Annotated in this window: 10 protein-coding genes; 3 read left to right on the top strand and 7 right to left on the bottom strand. The window is 64.0% G+C overall.

From position 1 onward, the window contains the following. Positions 1-306 precede the first annotated feature (306 nt). Complete coding sequence (locus N1058_RS13810; protein WP_265518147.1) at positions 307-1,257, bottom strand: DMT family transporter; 951 nt, start codon at positions 1,255-1,257, stop codon at positions 307-309. Between the two features lie 166 nt (positions 1,258-1,423). On the opposite strand from N1058_RS13810, the gene N1058_RS13805 reads away from it, so the two are divergent. After that, the gene (locus N1058_RS13805; protein WP_265518146.1) at positions 1,424-2,644 is read left to right on the top strand and encodes an alanine racemase; all 1,221 of its coding nucleotides are present in this window, start codon (positions 1,424-1,426) and stop codon (positions 2,642-2,644) included. A 22-nt stretch (positions 2,645-2,666) separates the two neighbouring features. Next, the gene (locus N1058_RS13800) at positions 2,667-4,022 is read left to right on the top strand and encodes a cation:proton antiporter (RefSeq protein ID WP_265518145.1); all 1,356 of its coding nucleotides are present in this window, start codon (positions 2,667-2,669) and stop codon (positions 4,020-4,022) included. 27 nt (positions 4,023-4,049) lie between these two features. Here the strand turns inward: N1058_RS13800 and N1058_RS13795 are convergent, their stop codons facing one another. After that, entirely contained in the window at positions 4,050-5,228 is a 1,179-nt protein-coding gene (locus tag N1058_RS13795) for a lytic murein transglycosylase (RefSeq protein WP_265518144.1), read from the bottom strand. Between the two features lie 20 nt (positions 5,229-5,248). After that, complete coding sequence (locus N1058_RS13790) at positions 5,249-6,040, bottom strand: glycoside hydrolase family 25 protein (protein WP_265518143.1); 792 nt, start codon at positions 6,038-6,040, stop codon at positions 5,249-5,251. 120 nt (positions 6,041-6,160) lie between these two features. Here N1058_RS13790 and N1058_RS13785 point away from each other — a divergent pair, with 120 nt between their 5' ends. Further along, positions 6,161-7,558, top strand: a complete 1,398-nt coding sequence (locus N1058_RS13785) for a serine hydrolase domain-containing protein (RefSeq protein WP_265518210.1) — start codon at positions 6,161-6,163, stop codon at positions 7,556-7,558. Between the two features lie 44 nt (positions 7,559-7,602). On the opposite strand, the gene N1058_RS13780 is transcribed toward N1058_RS13785, so the two are convergent. From N1058_RS13780 to N1058_RS13765, 4 genes are all read right to left on the bottom strand, one after another. Continuing rightward, positions 7,603-8,478 carry a bile acid:sodium symporter family protein gene (locus tag N1058_RS13780; RefSeq protein ID WP_265518142.1) on the bottom strand — a complete coding sequence of 292 codons (876 nt, stop codon included), beginning with the start codon at positions 8,476-8,478 and terminating at the stop codon, positions 7,603-7,605. Between the two features lie 83 nt (positions 8,479-8,561). Then, positions 8,562-9,224, bottom strand: a complete 663-nt coding sequence (locus N1058_RS13775; protein WP_265518141.1) for a class I SAM-dependent methyltransferase — start codon at positions 9,222-9,224, stop codon at positions 8,562-8,564. Next, positions 9,221-10,468 carry a BtaA family protein gene (locus tag N1058_RS13770; RefSeq protein WP_265518140.1) on the bottom strand — a complete coding sequence of 416 codons (1,248 nt, stop codon included), beginning with the start codon at positions 10,466-10,468 and terminating at the stop codon, positions 9,221-9,223. Before N1058_RS13770 ends, N1058_RS13775 begins: the two co-directional genes overlap by 4 nt. 169 nt (positions 10,469-10,637) lie before the next feature. Then, on the bottom strand, positions 10,638-14,285 hold the full coding sequence (locus N1058_RS13765; protein ID WP_265518139.1) for a hydantoinase B/oxoprolinase family protein: 3,648 nt from the start codon (positions 14,283-14,285) through the stop codon (positions 10,638-10,640). Between the last annotated feature and the right edge of the window lie 124 nt (positions 14,286-14,409).

Below are 14,409 nucleotides of genomic sequence, written 5' to 3'. Positions count from 1 at the left end.
GAAAAGGCCGGGTTACCCCGGCCTCCCATTGTCTGTAGCAGCTTTGCTTTTTTTGGATTTTCACCGTTTAGGGAAGTACGCCCATAATAAGGGCGCCGATAAACGCGAACGCGACGCATATGACGAGCGCGTTCAGTGGCCGTGTCAGTCCCATGAGCTAAGCCTCCTCTGCAGACTGGAGCCCGGATTCTAGGGCTTGGCGGGCAATTGCCAAGTGCTTTCTATGCTGCGGCGCAGCGAGGTTGTGAAAAAGTGTTTCCGGTTAGATCGCCTTGCGGTTGAATTTGCTCGCCAATTTGCAACGATTCACTTTGTGTTAACAACTGTCGGCGGACGTCCGCGCACGACGCGGAACAAACGCCCGTCGATGGTGACGAGGCCGAGTGCGATCAATCCCATCCCGGCCACCTCGAAGCTATGCAGCCGCTCGCCCAGAAAGATCGCCCCGAGCAGGATGGCGCTCACCGGCACGATCAGGGTGACAAGGGATGTGTTGGTAGCGCCTGCAAGGGCGATGATGCGGAAATAGAGGATGTAGGCAAAGGAGGTGGCAAGGACCGCCAGCGCCAGCACTGCCGCCCAGACGCCGGTGCTTGCTGCGAAGAGGCCATGCGGACCGTGGGTCACGAGGATGAGGGGGACCATGATGATCGATGACGCCGTCAGCTGGCCGGTGGCGATCACCGGCGGTGGCACACCGCGAAATCGGCGGGCGAATATGAAGGCGAAAGCGTAGGACACGGCCGCGCCGACCAGCGCCAGCTTGGCCCAGATCGGGCCGCCAAGGCCGGCGATGAGGCCCGGACCGATCATGACGCAGGTACCGGCTATGCCGAAACCGATACCCAGAACCTTGGCCCAGGAAAACTTTTCATCATTGGTCAGCATGTTGGCGAGGATCACTGTCCAGAACGGCGTGGTCGCATTGAGCACCGCGGCGATGCCCGCGCCGAGCTCCGTTTGGCCGAGAAAGATCAGCGAGAAAGGGATAACGTTGTTGAGAACGGCCAGCACGAAGAACTGGGCCGCCATTGGCAGGGCGAGGCGGAAGCTGGGACCTCTCGCCAGCAGCCACAGCTGCAGGACGAGCGCTGCGATGGTGACGCGGAACATGACGAGGACAAGCGGAGGCATCTCGCTCACGGCGATGCGAGCGAAGAAAAACGAGCCGCCCCAGATGACGCCCAGCAGAATGAGAAGGAACCAGGCCTGGAGCGATAGCTGGCTTGCCGAAGATGTTGGCGTTTCCCTGTTCATGCGGCATCCCGTTTCCGTCGAACCTGACTACGCCTCTGGACGCTCCACCACCACCCGAAACCTGTTCTGGCCCAAAAAGCAGCCGGGTTCTGGTGCGCAAAGCCGGTTCGGGCGTTTCATTCCTGCTGTTCCCGCCCTAGGCTGCCCTTGTAGCGGAGGTTAGCCCATGCAGCGATTCGAGACGGCCAGGGAAGCAGCGCTCAATATGCGCCCCGATGCGCCGGTTTACTGCTTTCGCCCGGACGTGCTTAAGGCGGATGCACGGCAGTTCGTGGACATGTTTCCCGGCAAGGTCGCCTATGCGGTGAAGACCAATGGCGAGGAACTGGTGCTAAGGACACTTGCGGAGGCGGGGATCAATGCCTTCGATGTGGCCTCGCCGGCGGAATTCGCGGCGGTGCGCGCCGTCGCGCCGGGTGCCGAGATGCTCTACATGCATCCGGTCAAGGCGCAGTCGGATATCAGGCTGGGATTGGAGGAATACGGCATCCGCGTCATCGCCGTCGACCACGAGGCGGAGGTGACGAAGCTGACCCGGGTGGTGCGCGCGCTCGATATCGATCCCGGCTCCATAACCGTCTTCGTGCGCATCCAGACCAAGGGGCATGCGGCCTACGAGCTTTCCAAGAAATTCGGCGCGGGGCCGGCCCACGCGGTCGAACTGCTCACGCGGCTGGATCGCTACGGCTTCAAGGTAGGCATCTGTTTTCATGTGGGCAGCCAGATCGAGGACCCCGACACCTATGAGCGGGCGCTGGCCTCGGCGGACTGGGTGCGGGGCAGGGCTGGCGTGAAACTGGCCGGACTCGACGTGGGCGGCGGGTTTCCAGCCGAATACGGTCACGACCCCAATCGCAAAAAGCCGGAAATGCCTTCGCTCGAAGCGTTGATGGCACGATTTCGCGGCGACATCATCGAATGGGGTTTTGACGAAATGCCTTTGGTCGCCGAGCCTGGCCGGGTGATCGTGGCGCGCGCTTTTTCTCTGATCGTGCGCGTGCTCCTGCGTAAGGGCAAGCGGCTCTACATCAATGACGGCATCTGGGCATCGCTGTCGGACTCCTGGACCGGCAAGATCACGCTGCCGGCACGCTTCATCCCTGATCCGGCGATCCGCAGCCGCAACGGAGACGCAGGCAAGCTGGTGCCGTTCCGCGTGTGCGGAGCGACGTGCGATTCGGTCGACATTCTTTCCCGCCCTTTTTGGCTTCCTGAAACAGTGGAGACGGGCGACTGGATCGAGATCGGTCATATCGGGGCCTATTCGCTCTCGTTAAGGACCCATTTCAACGGCTTTTACCCCGACACCTTCGTTGAGGTGGCGACACCGTTCGATGAAGGCACGGCGCCCGAAAGTTTCGCCAGTCTTGAGACGATGGCCGATTGAGCCGGCCTGTGGGGAGCTGAGGTTGGAGCAGGCACATCACGCATTTCCACTGACCGAGACGGCATTCGTCATTCTCGTGGCGGCGGGGCTCGGTCTTCTTCTCATGCGCCTGAAGCAGCCGCCGCTCGTGGGCTTCATCCTGGCGGGCGTGATCATGGGGCCGACCGGTCTCGGGCTCGTCGGCGACGGCGAGAACGTCTCGGTGCTGGCTGAGATGGGCGTGCTCATGCTCCTGTTCTTCATCGGCACGGAACTGTCGCTCAAGGCGTTCATCCTGAGTCTGAGACCGGCGATCATCGTTGCCGCGGGCCAGCTCGGCGTGGCGTTGGCCATAGGTCTCTCGATTGCCTGGATCGGCGGCGCGGGCCTTGCCGAAGGCCTGATCCTGGGTTTCATCATCGGCCTGTCCAGCACGGTCGTCGCCATGAAGATGCTCGACGACATGGGGGAACTGCGGGGCGATGCGGGGCGGATCGCGGTCGCCGTGCTCATCGCGCAGGACATCGCTGTCGTGCCGATGCTCATCATTGTGGCAGCACTCGGCGGGGAAGCGGTAAGCCCCGTCACCGTCATCCTCAAGGTGGCGCTTGCCGTGGCGCTTCTGGCCGGCCTGCTCTGGTGGCTCGGGAGGCGAGGCAAGATACGCATACCGTTCACCGGATTCCTGGCCGACAATGTGGAAATGCTGGCGCTAGGGGCGATGGCGGCCTGCTTCGGCGCTGCCGCTATTTCAGGTTTCGCAGGGCTGTCGCCCGCCTACGGGGCATTCGTCGCCGGCCTGCTGGTGGGCGGCTCGACCCTGCGCAGCAGGGTGATCCCGGTCATCGAGCCCATACAGAGCGTGCTCGTCGTGGTGTTCTTCCTGTCTATCGGCCTGTTGTTCGATCTGGCCTTCATCTGGCAAAACATCTGGACCGTGGCGCTGGCCTCGGTCATCGTCATCGCCGCCAAGACGCTGCTCAACATCTTCCTGCTGCGCCTGACCGGCCACGAACGCGATACTGCGCTGGTTGCCGGACTTTCGATGGCGCAGATTGGCGAGTTTTCCTTCGTCCTGGCGGCAGCCGGTTTTTCCGCCGGCGCCCTCAGCCCCGACGCATATCGGCTGGCAATTGCGGTGACCGCTATATCGCTCCTGTTCTCACCGGCATGGATGTCCGTCATGCATCGGATCGAGGCCGCCGCCGCCCACGGCTTCTCGTCCTACCGCGAGGCGCTGTCGGAAGCCTATGCCAGTGAGATCGAGAATGTGGGAGAGGGCCTGTGGTGGGTGCGCACGCGCTATCGAGCCGGGCGCAAGGCATGGCGCAAATGGCGGCTGCGCCGGGCCGAGGAAAGGGCCAGGAAGCCTGAGAGCGATACGGAGGCGGAGGAGTAACGAGCCGCGCCCGAGCTGTCGCTAATCCTACAGGTTTGCCAAGAGCACAGGTGTCGGCCACCCGTCGGCGGGCAGGCCGAGACGAAGCTGCTCCTGCCGTACCGCAAGGCGGGTGTTGAGACCCAGAATGCCGTCGATACCGCCGACGTCATATCCCCTGTCGGCCAGCTTTTGCTGCAAACGCTTGATGGCCTCCGGCTCCAGGCCGGGCTCGGGCTGGTTCGGATCGAAGGCGGGAGCGCCTGCCAGCCGTGCGGCCAGATGCGCGGCGGTGAGCGTGTAGATCAGCGACTGGTTCCATTCCAGATAGATATCGAAATTGTCATAAGCCAGGAACGCCGGGCCCCTGTGGCCCATGGGCAGGATGAGGCGGGCGGAGAGACCATCGGCCGGAAGCGGTGCGCCGCTGCGTGCGGTTACGCCGAGGCGCGACCATTCCGAGCGCGGGAGCCTGGACACCAGGCCGGTTTCGGCCCAGGGCAGGCTTGCCGGAACGCGCACTTCGTCGAGCCATGGCTGGCCGGCTTCCCAGCCAAGCGTGCTGATGGCCTTGGCGGCGGTCAGGATGGCGTCGGGAGCGCTGCCCTTCAGGTCGATGCGGCCGTCGCCGTCGCCGTCCATTCCTTTTTCCAGATAGTCCGTCGGCAGCATCTGTAGCTGACCGATCTCGCCGGCCCACGCGCCCGTGACGCCGGCGTCCACGACGCCCTGGTCGATCAGCTTCAGGAGCGCGATCAGTTCCGGGCGGAAGAGCTCGGGGCGGCGGCAGTCATGGGCGAGCGTCGACAGTGCGTTGAGCGTGCTGAAATCGCCTTGAACGGCGCCAAAATCGGTTTCGAGCGCCCAGAATGAAGCGATGACCGGCCCCGGCACGCCGAACTCGCTTTCAGCGCGGGCGAAGGTGTCGGCGTATTTCTGAAGATTGGCCCGGCCGTTCGTCAGGCGGTAGTCGTTGATCATGCGGCTTGCAAATTCGCGGAAGGTCTGGGTGAAGACGCCTTGGGCGCGGTCGCGGCTGAGCACATTCTGATCGAGGCGGGCCTGGTTGAGGGCGGAGAGGCCGCGCTGGCCGACGCCTTGACCGGCGGCTTCAGCCTCGACGCCAGCCCGCCATGCGTCGAAGTCGCCTCCGCACTGCTGGGCGAATGCCGCGGCAGGCACTCCGAAAGCCAAGACCAGACCGAAAAGCGGTGTTCGCAAATCCATTTCTCACTCCTTCTTGCCCATCAGCCGGCCTGGGCCTCGAGCCATTTTTGCCAGGCGCTCGTGTCACCGTTGAAAACGTTGATGTCCGCATTCCCCTCGATACCTGGAACGACACCCGTTCCGGTGTATTGCCAGAAGACCCATGGATGCCCGCCATATTTGTCATCAGGATGACCGGCGACCGATCGGAGCCAGAATGGGTACCCCTTGAAGCGCCACAGGCCGTTGTCCTCGAAGAAGTCGATCGAGGTGTAGATAATGGGGCGCTTGCCATAGTGGCGCTCAATGGCGTCGAGGAAAATGCGCATCTCCGCGCGCACTTTTTCCGCCGGCGGGCGGATGGTGCAGGTGGGCGAAAACGGATTCCATTCCATGTCGAGCACCGGCGGCAGCGCGCTGGGATCGCGCGGCACATTGGCGATGAACCAGCGGGCCTGCTCGATGGCCGGCCGGCAGAAATAGAAGAAATGATAGGCGGCGCGCGGTATGCCGGCCGCCTTCGCCCCGTTCCAGTGGCGGCGGAAGGCCTCGTCGACCCGGTCCCCGCCCTCGGTGGCCTTGATGAAGACGAAGGAGATGCCCGACTGGCGTGCCTCGGCCCAGTCAACATCGGGCTGATACTTGGAAACGTCGGTGCCGTGGACTCCGTAGGTCCACGGTGCGCGGACGGTCCATTCGTGGGGATCGTTGTCGCCGAAGCGCGGGCCTTTGGAGGGTAAGGCGGACGCCGGCGCAAGGTCCGCCAGATCGTAGCTGCCGCTCGCGCAGGCGCCAAGCATCGATGTCATAAGGATGACTGCAAGAATCCGCATGATGCGCCAAGCTCCCCGGTGCGAATCAACGCATATTCCTACACCATGGGAGGCAGGCGAGGCCATGGTATGCGCCACCGTCGCTCCCGCCCGAACTTTGGAGACTCTGGTTTGCGCAAGATGCGGGTCGGCTTGAAATGGGCGAGCGGTGCTGTCACGGCACTGTTGGCCGGGCTCTTCCTCTTGCTTTACGTCGCGCCGCCCGATCTCATACGCGTCGGCTCCGGTTATGCGGCCAAGATCGTCTGCTCCAATGTTTTCATCGCCGGACGGGAACCTGAAACGGTGCTGGCGAGGGACGTACAGGCGCCGGGCCATCCCCTGTTGCGGCTGATGTGGGTGGACGTCGATGCGTCCGATGCCACCGTGCGGGCGGGTCTATTCGGCCTCTTCGGCGACGGGCTTGCCGTTTTCCGCCGGGGAACGGGATGCGCTGCGGTGCCCGATGGGAACCTGGCGGCCGCGGCGCATTCGTCGGCAAGTGCAGGCGAGCGGGCAAGCGGCACGGAACCGTGGCCCGAGGGGCTGGCAATAAACGCTTCGGACAGTCCGGCGCTGGCGGCGGCGCTGGACGATCCCGAAACCGTCGGGCCGGGGATGCGTGCGGTCGTGGTCGTCCGCGACGGCCACATCATCGGCGAGCGCTACGGAGACGATGTGGCTCATTTCGACCAGCCGCTGCTGGGCTGGTCGATGACCAAGACGGTTACGGCGGCAGTCGTCGGCACGCTGGTGCGCGAGGGCCGGCTTTCGGTGGAGGATGACGGGCTGCTGCCACAGTGGGAAGGCAATGAAAGGTCGAAGATCACGATTGCCGACCTCCTGGGTATGGAAAGCGGTCTGGAATTCAACGAGAACTACGGCAGCGTTACCGATGTCACGCAAATGCTCTACCTGGAGCCGGACATGGTCCAGGTACCGGCCGGCAAGCCCCTGGTGGCGGCGCCGGGCGAGGCTTTCAGCTATTCGAGCGGCACCAGCGTTCTGTTGTCGCGAATATGGCAGAACGCTTTTGAGGATCCCCAGGAGGCATTGGACTGGCCGGCCAATGCGCTGTTCGGCCCGCTTGGCATGACGAGCGCCGTGTTGGAGGCGGATGCCAGGGGAACCTTCGTCGGCTCGTCCTATCTTTATGCCTCGGCGCGGGATTGGGCGCGGTTCGGGCAATTCCTGCTTGACGACGGTACGTGGAAGGGAAGGCGCATCCTGCCGACCGGCTGGGTCGACTGGATGCGCACGCCAACAAAGGCCTCTGGCGGCGAATACGGCCGGCACCTCTGGCTGCATGGCCCGCGTGTGGACCGGCCGCAGGACGAGGAGCCGGACGCGGGCTACGAGCTGCCGGACGATGCCTATTGGCTGCTCGGCCATGACGGGCAGACGATGACGATCATTCCCTCGCGCCGCCTCGTGGTCCTGCGCATGGGGCTGACCCCGACGAAACTCGGCTACAAGCCTCAGGTACTGGTGGAAGCGGTCGTCAAATGGATCGATGAAGCCAGCCCCGATGGCGAATAGGGCGGTGCGCTCTGCAACGGTGCTGCAGGTGGATGGCGGGCCAGTTACTCCGCCGGGCGCAGCCGCGCATTGTAAAGCCAGATGGCGAGCGCTCCTGTCCCGTAGGCGACCAGCCCGTACAGGGCGGGCGGAATGGCCATTTCGGAATTGTTCAGCATCGTCTCGCTGATCGCCAGGGTGATCACCAACGCGGCATTATGGATTGCGATCGCCATGGCGATCGCAATCGCCTGGCGCTGTTCGATCCCGAATAGGAGCGGCACGTAATAGCCGACTGCGAGGCTGACGAGGTTGAAGGCAAGCGCGGTGCCGCCGACGATGGGGCCCCACTCCAGAACGACGTCCCAGTGGCTAACAAGGGCGAAAGCCACCACCGCGAGCAGGAACAAGGTAGCCAGCAGTCGGACGGGCCGCTCGAGGCGCCGGGCGAGGCCGGGATGGCGGCTGCGGATGAACACGCCGATCATGGCCGGGACGATGGCGATCAGAAAGAACTGCAGGACCTGGAAGAGGTCCAGCGTTACCGCTTCAGTGCGCCCGTAGAACAGGAGCAGCGATCCGTTTGCGATGATCGGCACGGTCGCCATCGCAAGAACCGAATTGATCGCCGCCAGAGTGATGGTGAGGGCGACGTCTCCGCCGGCAAGATGGGTGAACAGAGAACTGGACGTGCCGCCCGGGCTTGCCGCCAGCAGCATCATGCCGACCGCGACCGCCGGCGGCAGGTCGGAGACCGTGACCATGGCAAGGCAGATCAGCGGGAGGATGACGGCCTGGCAGGCAAGTCCGACGATCACAGGCCGGGGTTTGGCCAGGATGCGGACGAAATCGTCTAGCTGCAACGAAAGGCCCAGGCCCAGCATGATGATGCAGAGCGCGGCCGGCAGGCCGAGATTGATTGCAAGACCGGCTTCCACCATGCGCTGCCCCTAGCCTTTGTTGGCGGCACGAGGCTAGGCATAGTTGATGAACATTTAGAAAACGCGGTGCGGCGTTTCCAGTGTCACGGAACCGCGATTCTTGCCATGATGGCGTAGCCGCCGAAAAGCGATTCGAAACGGAGGCTTGCGCCGCGGCGCTCGCATTCCGATTCAAGAAATTCGCGCAGCGTGTCGCGCGGCTCGACATGGAATGCGGCAAGCCAGCGCCGCAGGAGCCAGCGGAACGCGGATGGAAGATGCTCCTGCCGTCCGAAATCGACGATGTGGAGCATACCGCCCGGTGCGACGGCGTCGAGCCCTGCACAAATTGCCTCGCGCCATGGCGGGATCATCGAGACGGCGTAGGACAGGAACACGCGGTCGAAACGGGGGCCGCCGAACAGGGCTTGGGTGTCGAAACCGGCCGCGTCCCCCTCGGCCAGGGTGACGATGCCATCGATGTGTTCGCGCTGCATCCGCTTGCGCGCCGTCGCGAGCATTTCGCCCGATATGTCGATGCCGAAGAAGCGGGCTCCCGGGTAACGTGCGGCGGCGAGCGAGAGATTGCGGCCGGTGCCGCAGCCCAGTTCCAGCACCGTGTCCCCGCTCCGCAAGGCAAGGTCGGCGATCAGGCGGTCGCGGCCTAGGAGGTAGAATTTCCGCGTGATGTCATAGATGTGGCGTTGATGGCGGTAGACGCCGTCCATCAGGCGCGCATGGGAATCCGTTTCGGCTGTGAAGCTCATGCGCTCTTCTTCACGTAAAGATGGAAGCCGCCATAGATCGCGGAGCGGTCGCGGGCCGAGAATTCCCGGGAGCGCACGAAATCGTAGTCCCATTGGTCGAGCAGCCCTTGGGAAACGCGGCCGGGCAGGAGCGTGGGCTGGGCGGCGGTGCGGAAGATCACGCGGGCACCAGCTGCTGCGGCGCGGGTGATTTCCGACCAGAGTGCGTTGAGCTGAGCGTCGCTCATCCAGTCCTGCGCGTCGAGCAGCACGAAGCGGTCGACGCTGCCGGCTGGCTTGGTGGCCAGGAGTTCGATGAGATTTGCGTGGTGCACGACCGCACGGCCGGCATTGGCGCGAATGGTGGGGAAGTTCTCGCGCCGCAGATAGGCGGGCAGAATCGCCTCTCCCTCGTGGGGATAGCGCCGGGCGAAGGCCTGCCAGGCGAAGTAATTGTTCTTCAGGGGGAAGTGGCAAGCGAGCTTTTCCAGCCGGGCGCACAGGACTTCGGCCATGGTGCCGTTGCCCGAGGTGATGAGTGCGTCATATTGCGCGGGCGGTATGCCGAGCCCGAAGAGCGAGGCCTTGCGGGATGTCGCCCAGCGAACGAAGGGCTTGTCGAAAAGCGGTTTCAGCCGGTCCTCGAAGAAGCGGCGCTGCTCGCGCAGGCTGCCGGCCTCCATGATGCCGGCGGGATCGACGCCGTGCAGCCTGGCGACGCGGTGGCCCGCCGCGATGAAGAAGCCAAGCAGGCCGGAATGATAGAAATTGCGGCCGAAGGCCTCGATCCGCCGGCGGCCGAGAAGATCGCGCCTTTCCCAGTAGCGGCGGGACCGGGCGTCGAGCGCCGGCGCGATGAAGCGGTCGTAGGCTTCCGTATTGGAGCGGTTGCCGGGCTCGCCGAAGAAGCGCAGCAGATCGGCGGGCGAGGGGAGCGTGCGGAAGGCCGCGAGCTTGAGCCTGCTGAGCGCGACATGGGCGGCGTTGAGGTCGACCACGTCGATCCTTGCCGGCGTTCGCGTGAGATAGGCCAGCATGTTGCAACCGCCCGAGGCGATGGTGACGACGCGGTGGCCTTCGCCAAGCGCCATAGCCTCCATGTCGACATCCGGGTCTTCCCATATCTGAGGATAGACCAGGCCGGAAAAGAGCAGCGCGAACAACCGTTCAGACAGGCCGGCTTTCGTGAGGACGCCGTTCTGATATACGGCGCTGCCGATGCGGCGGCGGGAGGAAAGGCCGATATCGGCGGAAAGGTCAGTCATGGGAGATTTCCCCGTGGACGCTTTCCAAGAGGCTAGCGGAAATCCATGACAGGCGGTTGAAGGCGATGTGACGGTCTGTGACGGCGATGTGGAGAAGGTGACGGGACCGAACGCCCCGCCTGTCATCAGCTCTGCATTTCAGAGCTGATGACGGACTTCTCGCGTCCGATCACAGCCGCTCAAATCCTCCCGCCGTCGGCGTCGTGACGATGACGGCTTCGCCCGCTTCGACGACGGTCTGGTCGCAACCTTTCAGCGTTTCGACCGTGCCGTCCTTGCGGCGCACCTGCGTCTTACCGAGCTGCCCGTCGCCGCCGCCTTCCACGCCGCGCGGCGGCACCGTGCGGTGGGAAGACAGGATCGCGCACTCCATGGTCTCCAGGAAGCGCAGGGTGCGCCTGGTGCCGTCGCCGGCGTTCCACTTGCCCTTGCCGCCGGAGCCTTGCCTGATATGGAAGTCCTCCAGCAGCACCGGGAAACGCAGTTCCAGGATTTCCGGGTCGGTGAGGCGCGAGTTGGTCATGTGGACATGCACGCCGGAGGTACCGTGGAAACCGCGGCCATCGTTCATGCGGCCGGCAGGCGAGCCGGAGCACAGCGTTTCGTAATACTGATAGGTTGCGTTGCCGAAGGTGAGGTTGTTCATCGTGCCCTGGCTGTTGGCGAGCGCCTTCATGGCGCCGAACAGCGCGTTGGTCACGTGCTGGGAGGTCTCCACATTGCCGGCGACGACCGCAGCCGGGTAGGAGGGGCGCAGCATGCAGTCTTCCGGGATGATGATGTTGATGGGCCGCAGGCAGCCCGCGTTCATGGGAATCGAGCCCTCGACCATGACGCGGAAGGCGTAAAGCACGGCGGCGCGGGCGACCGGTTCGGGCGCATTGAAATTGTTCTTCATGACGGGAGAGGTGCCGGTGAAATCGACCGTGGCCTCTCCCTTTTTCCGGTCGACCGTGATCTTGACCTTGATGATTTGGCCCGTGTCGGTCGGATACTCGTATTCGGAATGATCGGGCAGGCGCTGGAGCACGCGGCGCACGCTCTCGGCGGCATTGTCCTGCACGTGGCCCATATAGGCCTCGACCACGTCGAGACCGAAATTCTCGACCATCTTCCTGAGTTCGGCCACGCCTTTCTCGTTGGCCGCGATCTGAGCCTTGAGGTCTGCGATGTTCTGGTGAGGGTTGCGGGCCGGGTAGGGGTGATCGGTCAGGAGTTCGTGCAGTTCCTTCTCGCGGAAGCGGCCGCGCTCGACGAGGCGGAAATTGTCGAACAGCACACCTTCCTCATCCACATTGGTGGCGAGCGGCGTCATGGAGCCGGGGGCGGTGCCGCCGACATCGGCGTGGTGGCCGCGCGAGGCGGTGTAGAACAGGATATGCTTGCCTTCCGCGTCGAATACGGGGGTCACGACCGTTATGTCCGGCAGGTGCGTGCCGCCATTATAGGGCGCGTTCAGCGCGAAGACGTCGCCGGGGTGGATGTCGCCCTCGTTGAGGCGGATGATCGTCTCCACCGAGCGATCCATGGAGCCCAGATGCACCGGCATGTGCGGGGCGTTGGCGACAAGTGCGCCGTTGCGGTCGAAGACGGCGCAGGAGAAGTCGAGCCGCTCCTTGATGTTGACCGAATAGGCGGTGTTCTGGAGCGTCACGCCCATCTGCTCGGCGATCGACATGAAGAGGTTGTTGAATACCTCCAGCATGACCGGATCGGCCTCCGTGCCGAGTGCGGCCTGGCGCGGCTTCTTCTCGATGCGCCGCAGAAGAATGTGGTCGCGGGCGGTGATCTCGGCCTGCCAGCCGGGCTCGACCACGATCGTCTGATTGTCCTCGATAACCAGGGCCGGACCGCGCACGCGGTCACCGGGCGCCAGATCCTCGCGGCGGAAGCTGCCGGCCTCGCGCCATTTGCCATCGCAGAACATCCGGCGGGTCTCGCGCGGTTCGGGCTCGTTGTCGTTGACCGCAAGCTCGGGCTCTTCCGGCCCGGCGTCGCGGGCGTCCACGCCCTCGACGCCGACGGCCTCCACCACCATGGGCTTGTCATCGTAGACGAAGCCGAACTGCGCCTTGTGCGCGGCCTCGAAAGCCTTCTTCGTGGCGGCCACGGATTTGTCGTCGAAAGGCACGGAGAGCGTGGTGTCGGTGCCGTCATAACGCACTTCGAGACGCACGCGCCATTCGGTCGCCTTTTCCTCGATGCCCTGCTCGGAGAGCTCCTTCATGACTTCTGCGCGGAGTTCGGCAATCTGGGCTTCGATGGCCGTGACAGCTTCCTCGGCCAGCGGCTTGATCAGCGCTTTCTGACGCGAGGCGGACACGGTGGCAAGGCCGATGCCATAGGCCGACAGGAGGCCGGAAAGCGGGTGTATGAGGACGGATTCCATACCGAGCGCATCGGCTACCAGACAAGCATGCTGGCCGCCGGCGCCGCCGAAGCAATTGAGCAGGTAGCGGGTGACGTCATAGCCGCGCTGCACGGAGATCTTCTTGATGGCGTTGGCCATGTTCTCCACGGCGATGGTGACGAAGCCCTCCGCCACGTCTTCCGCGCTGCGGCCGTCGCCGACCTTTGCGGCAAGTTTGGCAAAGCGGGCGCGAACGACCTCGACATCCAGCGACTGGTTCTGATCCGGGCCGAAGATGGCCGGGAAGAAGTCGGGCTGGAGCTTGCCGAGCATGACATTGGCGTCGGTCACGGCCAACGGCCCGCCGCGGCGGTAGCAGGCGGGGCCGGGGTTGGCGCCCGCCGAATCCGGACCCACCTTCAGCCGGCCGTCCTCGTAGTGCAGGATGGAGCCGCCGCCGGCGGCCACGGTGTGGATACGCATCATGGGCGCGCGGATGCGCACGCCGGCCACCTCCGTATCGAACGCGCGCTCATATTCGCTTTCATAATGGGCGACGTCGGTGGACGTGCCGCCCATGTCGAAGCCGATCACCTTCTCAAAACCGGCAAGCCGCGCCGTCTCGACCATGCCGACGACGCCGCCGGCGGGGCCGGAAAGAATGGCGTCCTTGCCCTGGAACATGTCGGCGGCGGTCAGGCCGCCGGACGACATCATGAATTTGAGGCGGGGCTGAACGGCGTGGTCGGTGTCTTGATCCGTCTTCTTCATGCCCAGTTCGTCCGACACCCGCTGCACATAACGGGCGAGGATGGGCGATAGATAGGCATCCACCACCGCCGTGTCGCCGCGGCCGACGAGCTTGATCAGGGGCGAAGTCGCGTGGCTGGCCGACACTTGGGTGAAGCCGATCTTCCGGCAAAGCTCGGCAGCTTCTACCTCGTGTCCGGGATGTTTCCAGGAGTGCATGAAGACGATCGCAACGGCGTCGACGCCCTCCTCCTTCGCCGCCTCGACGTCATCCCGGACGGCGTCGAGATCGAGTTCGGCGTCCACCGTCCCGTCGACGCGTACGCGCTCCGGCACCTCGATGACGCGCTCATAGAGCTGTTCGGGGAGGATGATCTCCTTGGCGAAGATGTCGGGCCGGGCCTGATAGGCAATCTTCAGCGCATCGCGAAAACCCTTGGTGATGAGCAGCAGGACGCGGTCGCCCTTGCGTTCCAGAAGAGCGTTGGTGGCCACCGTCGTGCCCATTTTTACCTCGCCGATGCGCTCGGAAGGCACGGGATCGCCAGCGTTCAGGCCGAGCAGATCGCGTATTCCCTGAATGCCGGCATCGCGATAGGCTTCGGGATTGTCGGAGAGGAGCTTTCGGGCATGCAGGACATTCTGCGGATCGCGCCCGATCACGTCCGTGAACGTGCCGCCGCGATCAATCCAGAAATCCCATCTGCCCGTACTCATGAACCTGCTCCCGATGAATTATCGTGATCAAAGGAAAATCATGTCTTGGATAAAACGTCAATAATTTGTTGACATTTTGTCCGTGTGTGCAACTCTTGGCCATCGCGACGAGAACAGGGAACGA

Source organism: Nitratireductor luteus (genome assembly GCF_026162365.1).
Lineage (GTDB): Bacteria > Pseudomonadota > Alphaproteobacteria > Rhizobiales > Rhizobiaceae > Chelativorans > Chelativorans luteus.
Note: the sequence above shows the minus strand (reverse complement) of the source record. Positions and strands in the feature narration are given on the sequence as shown.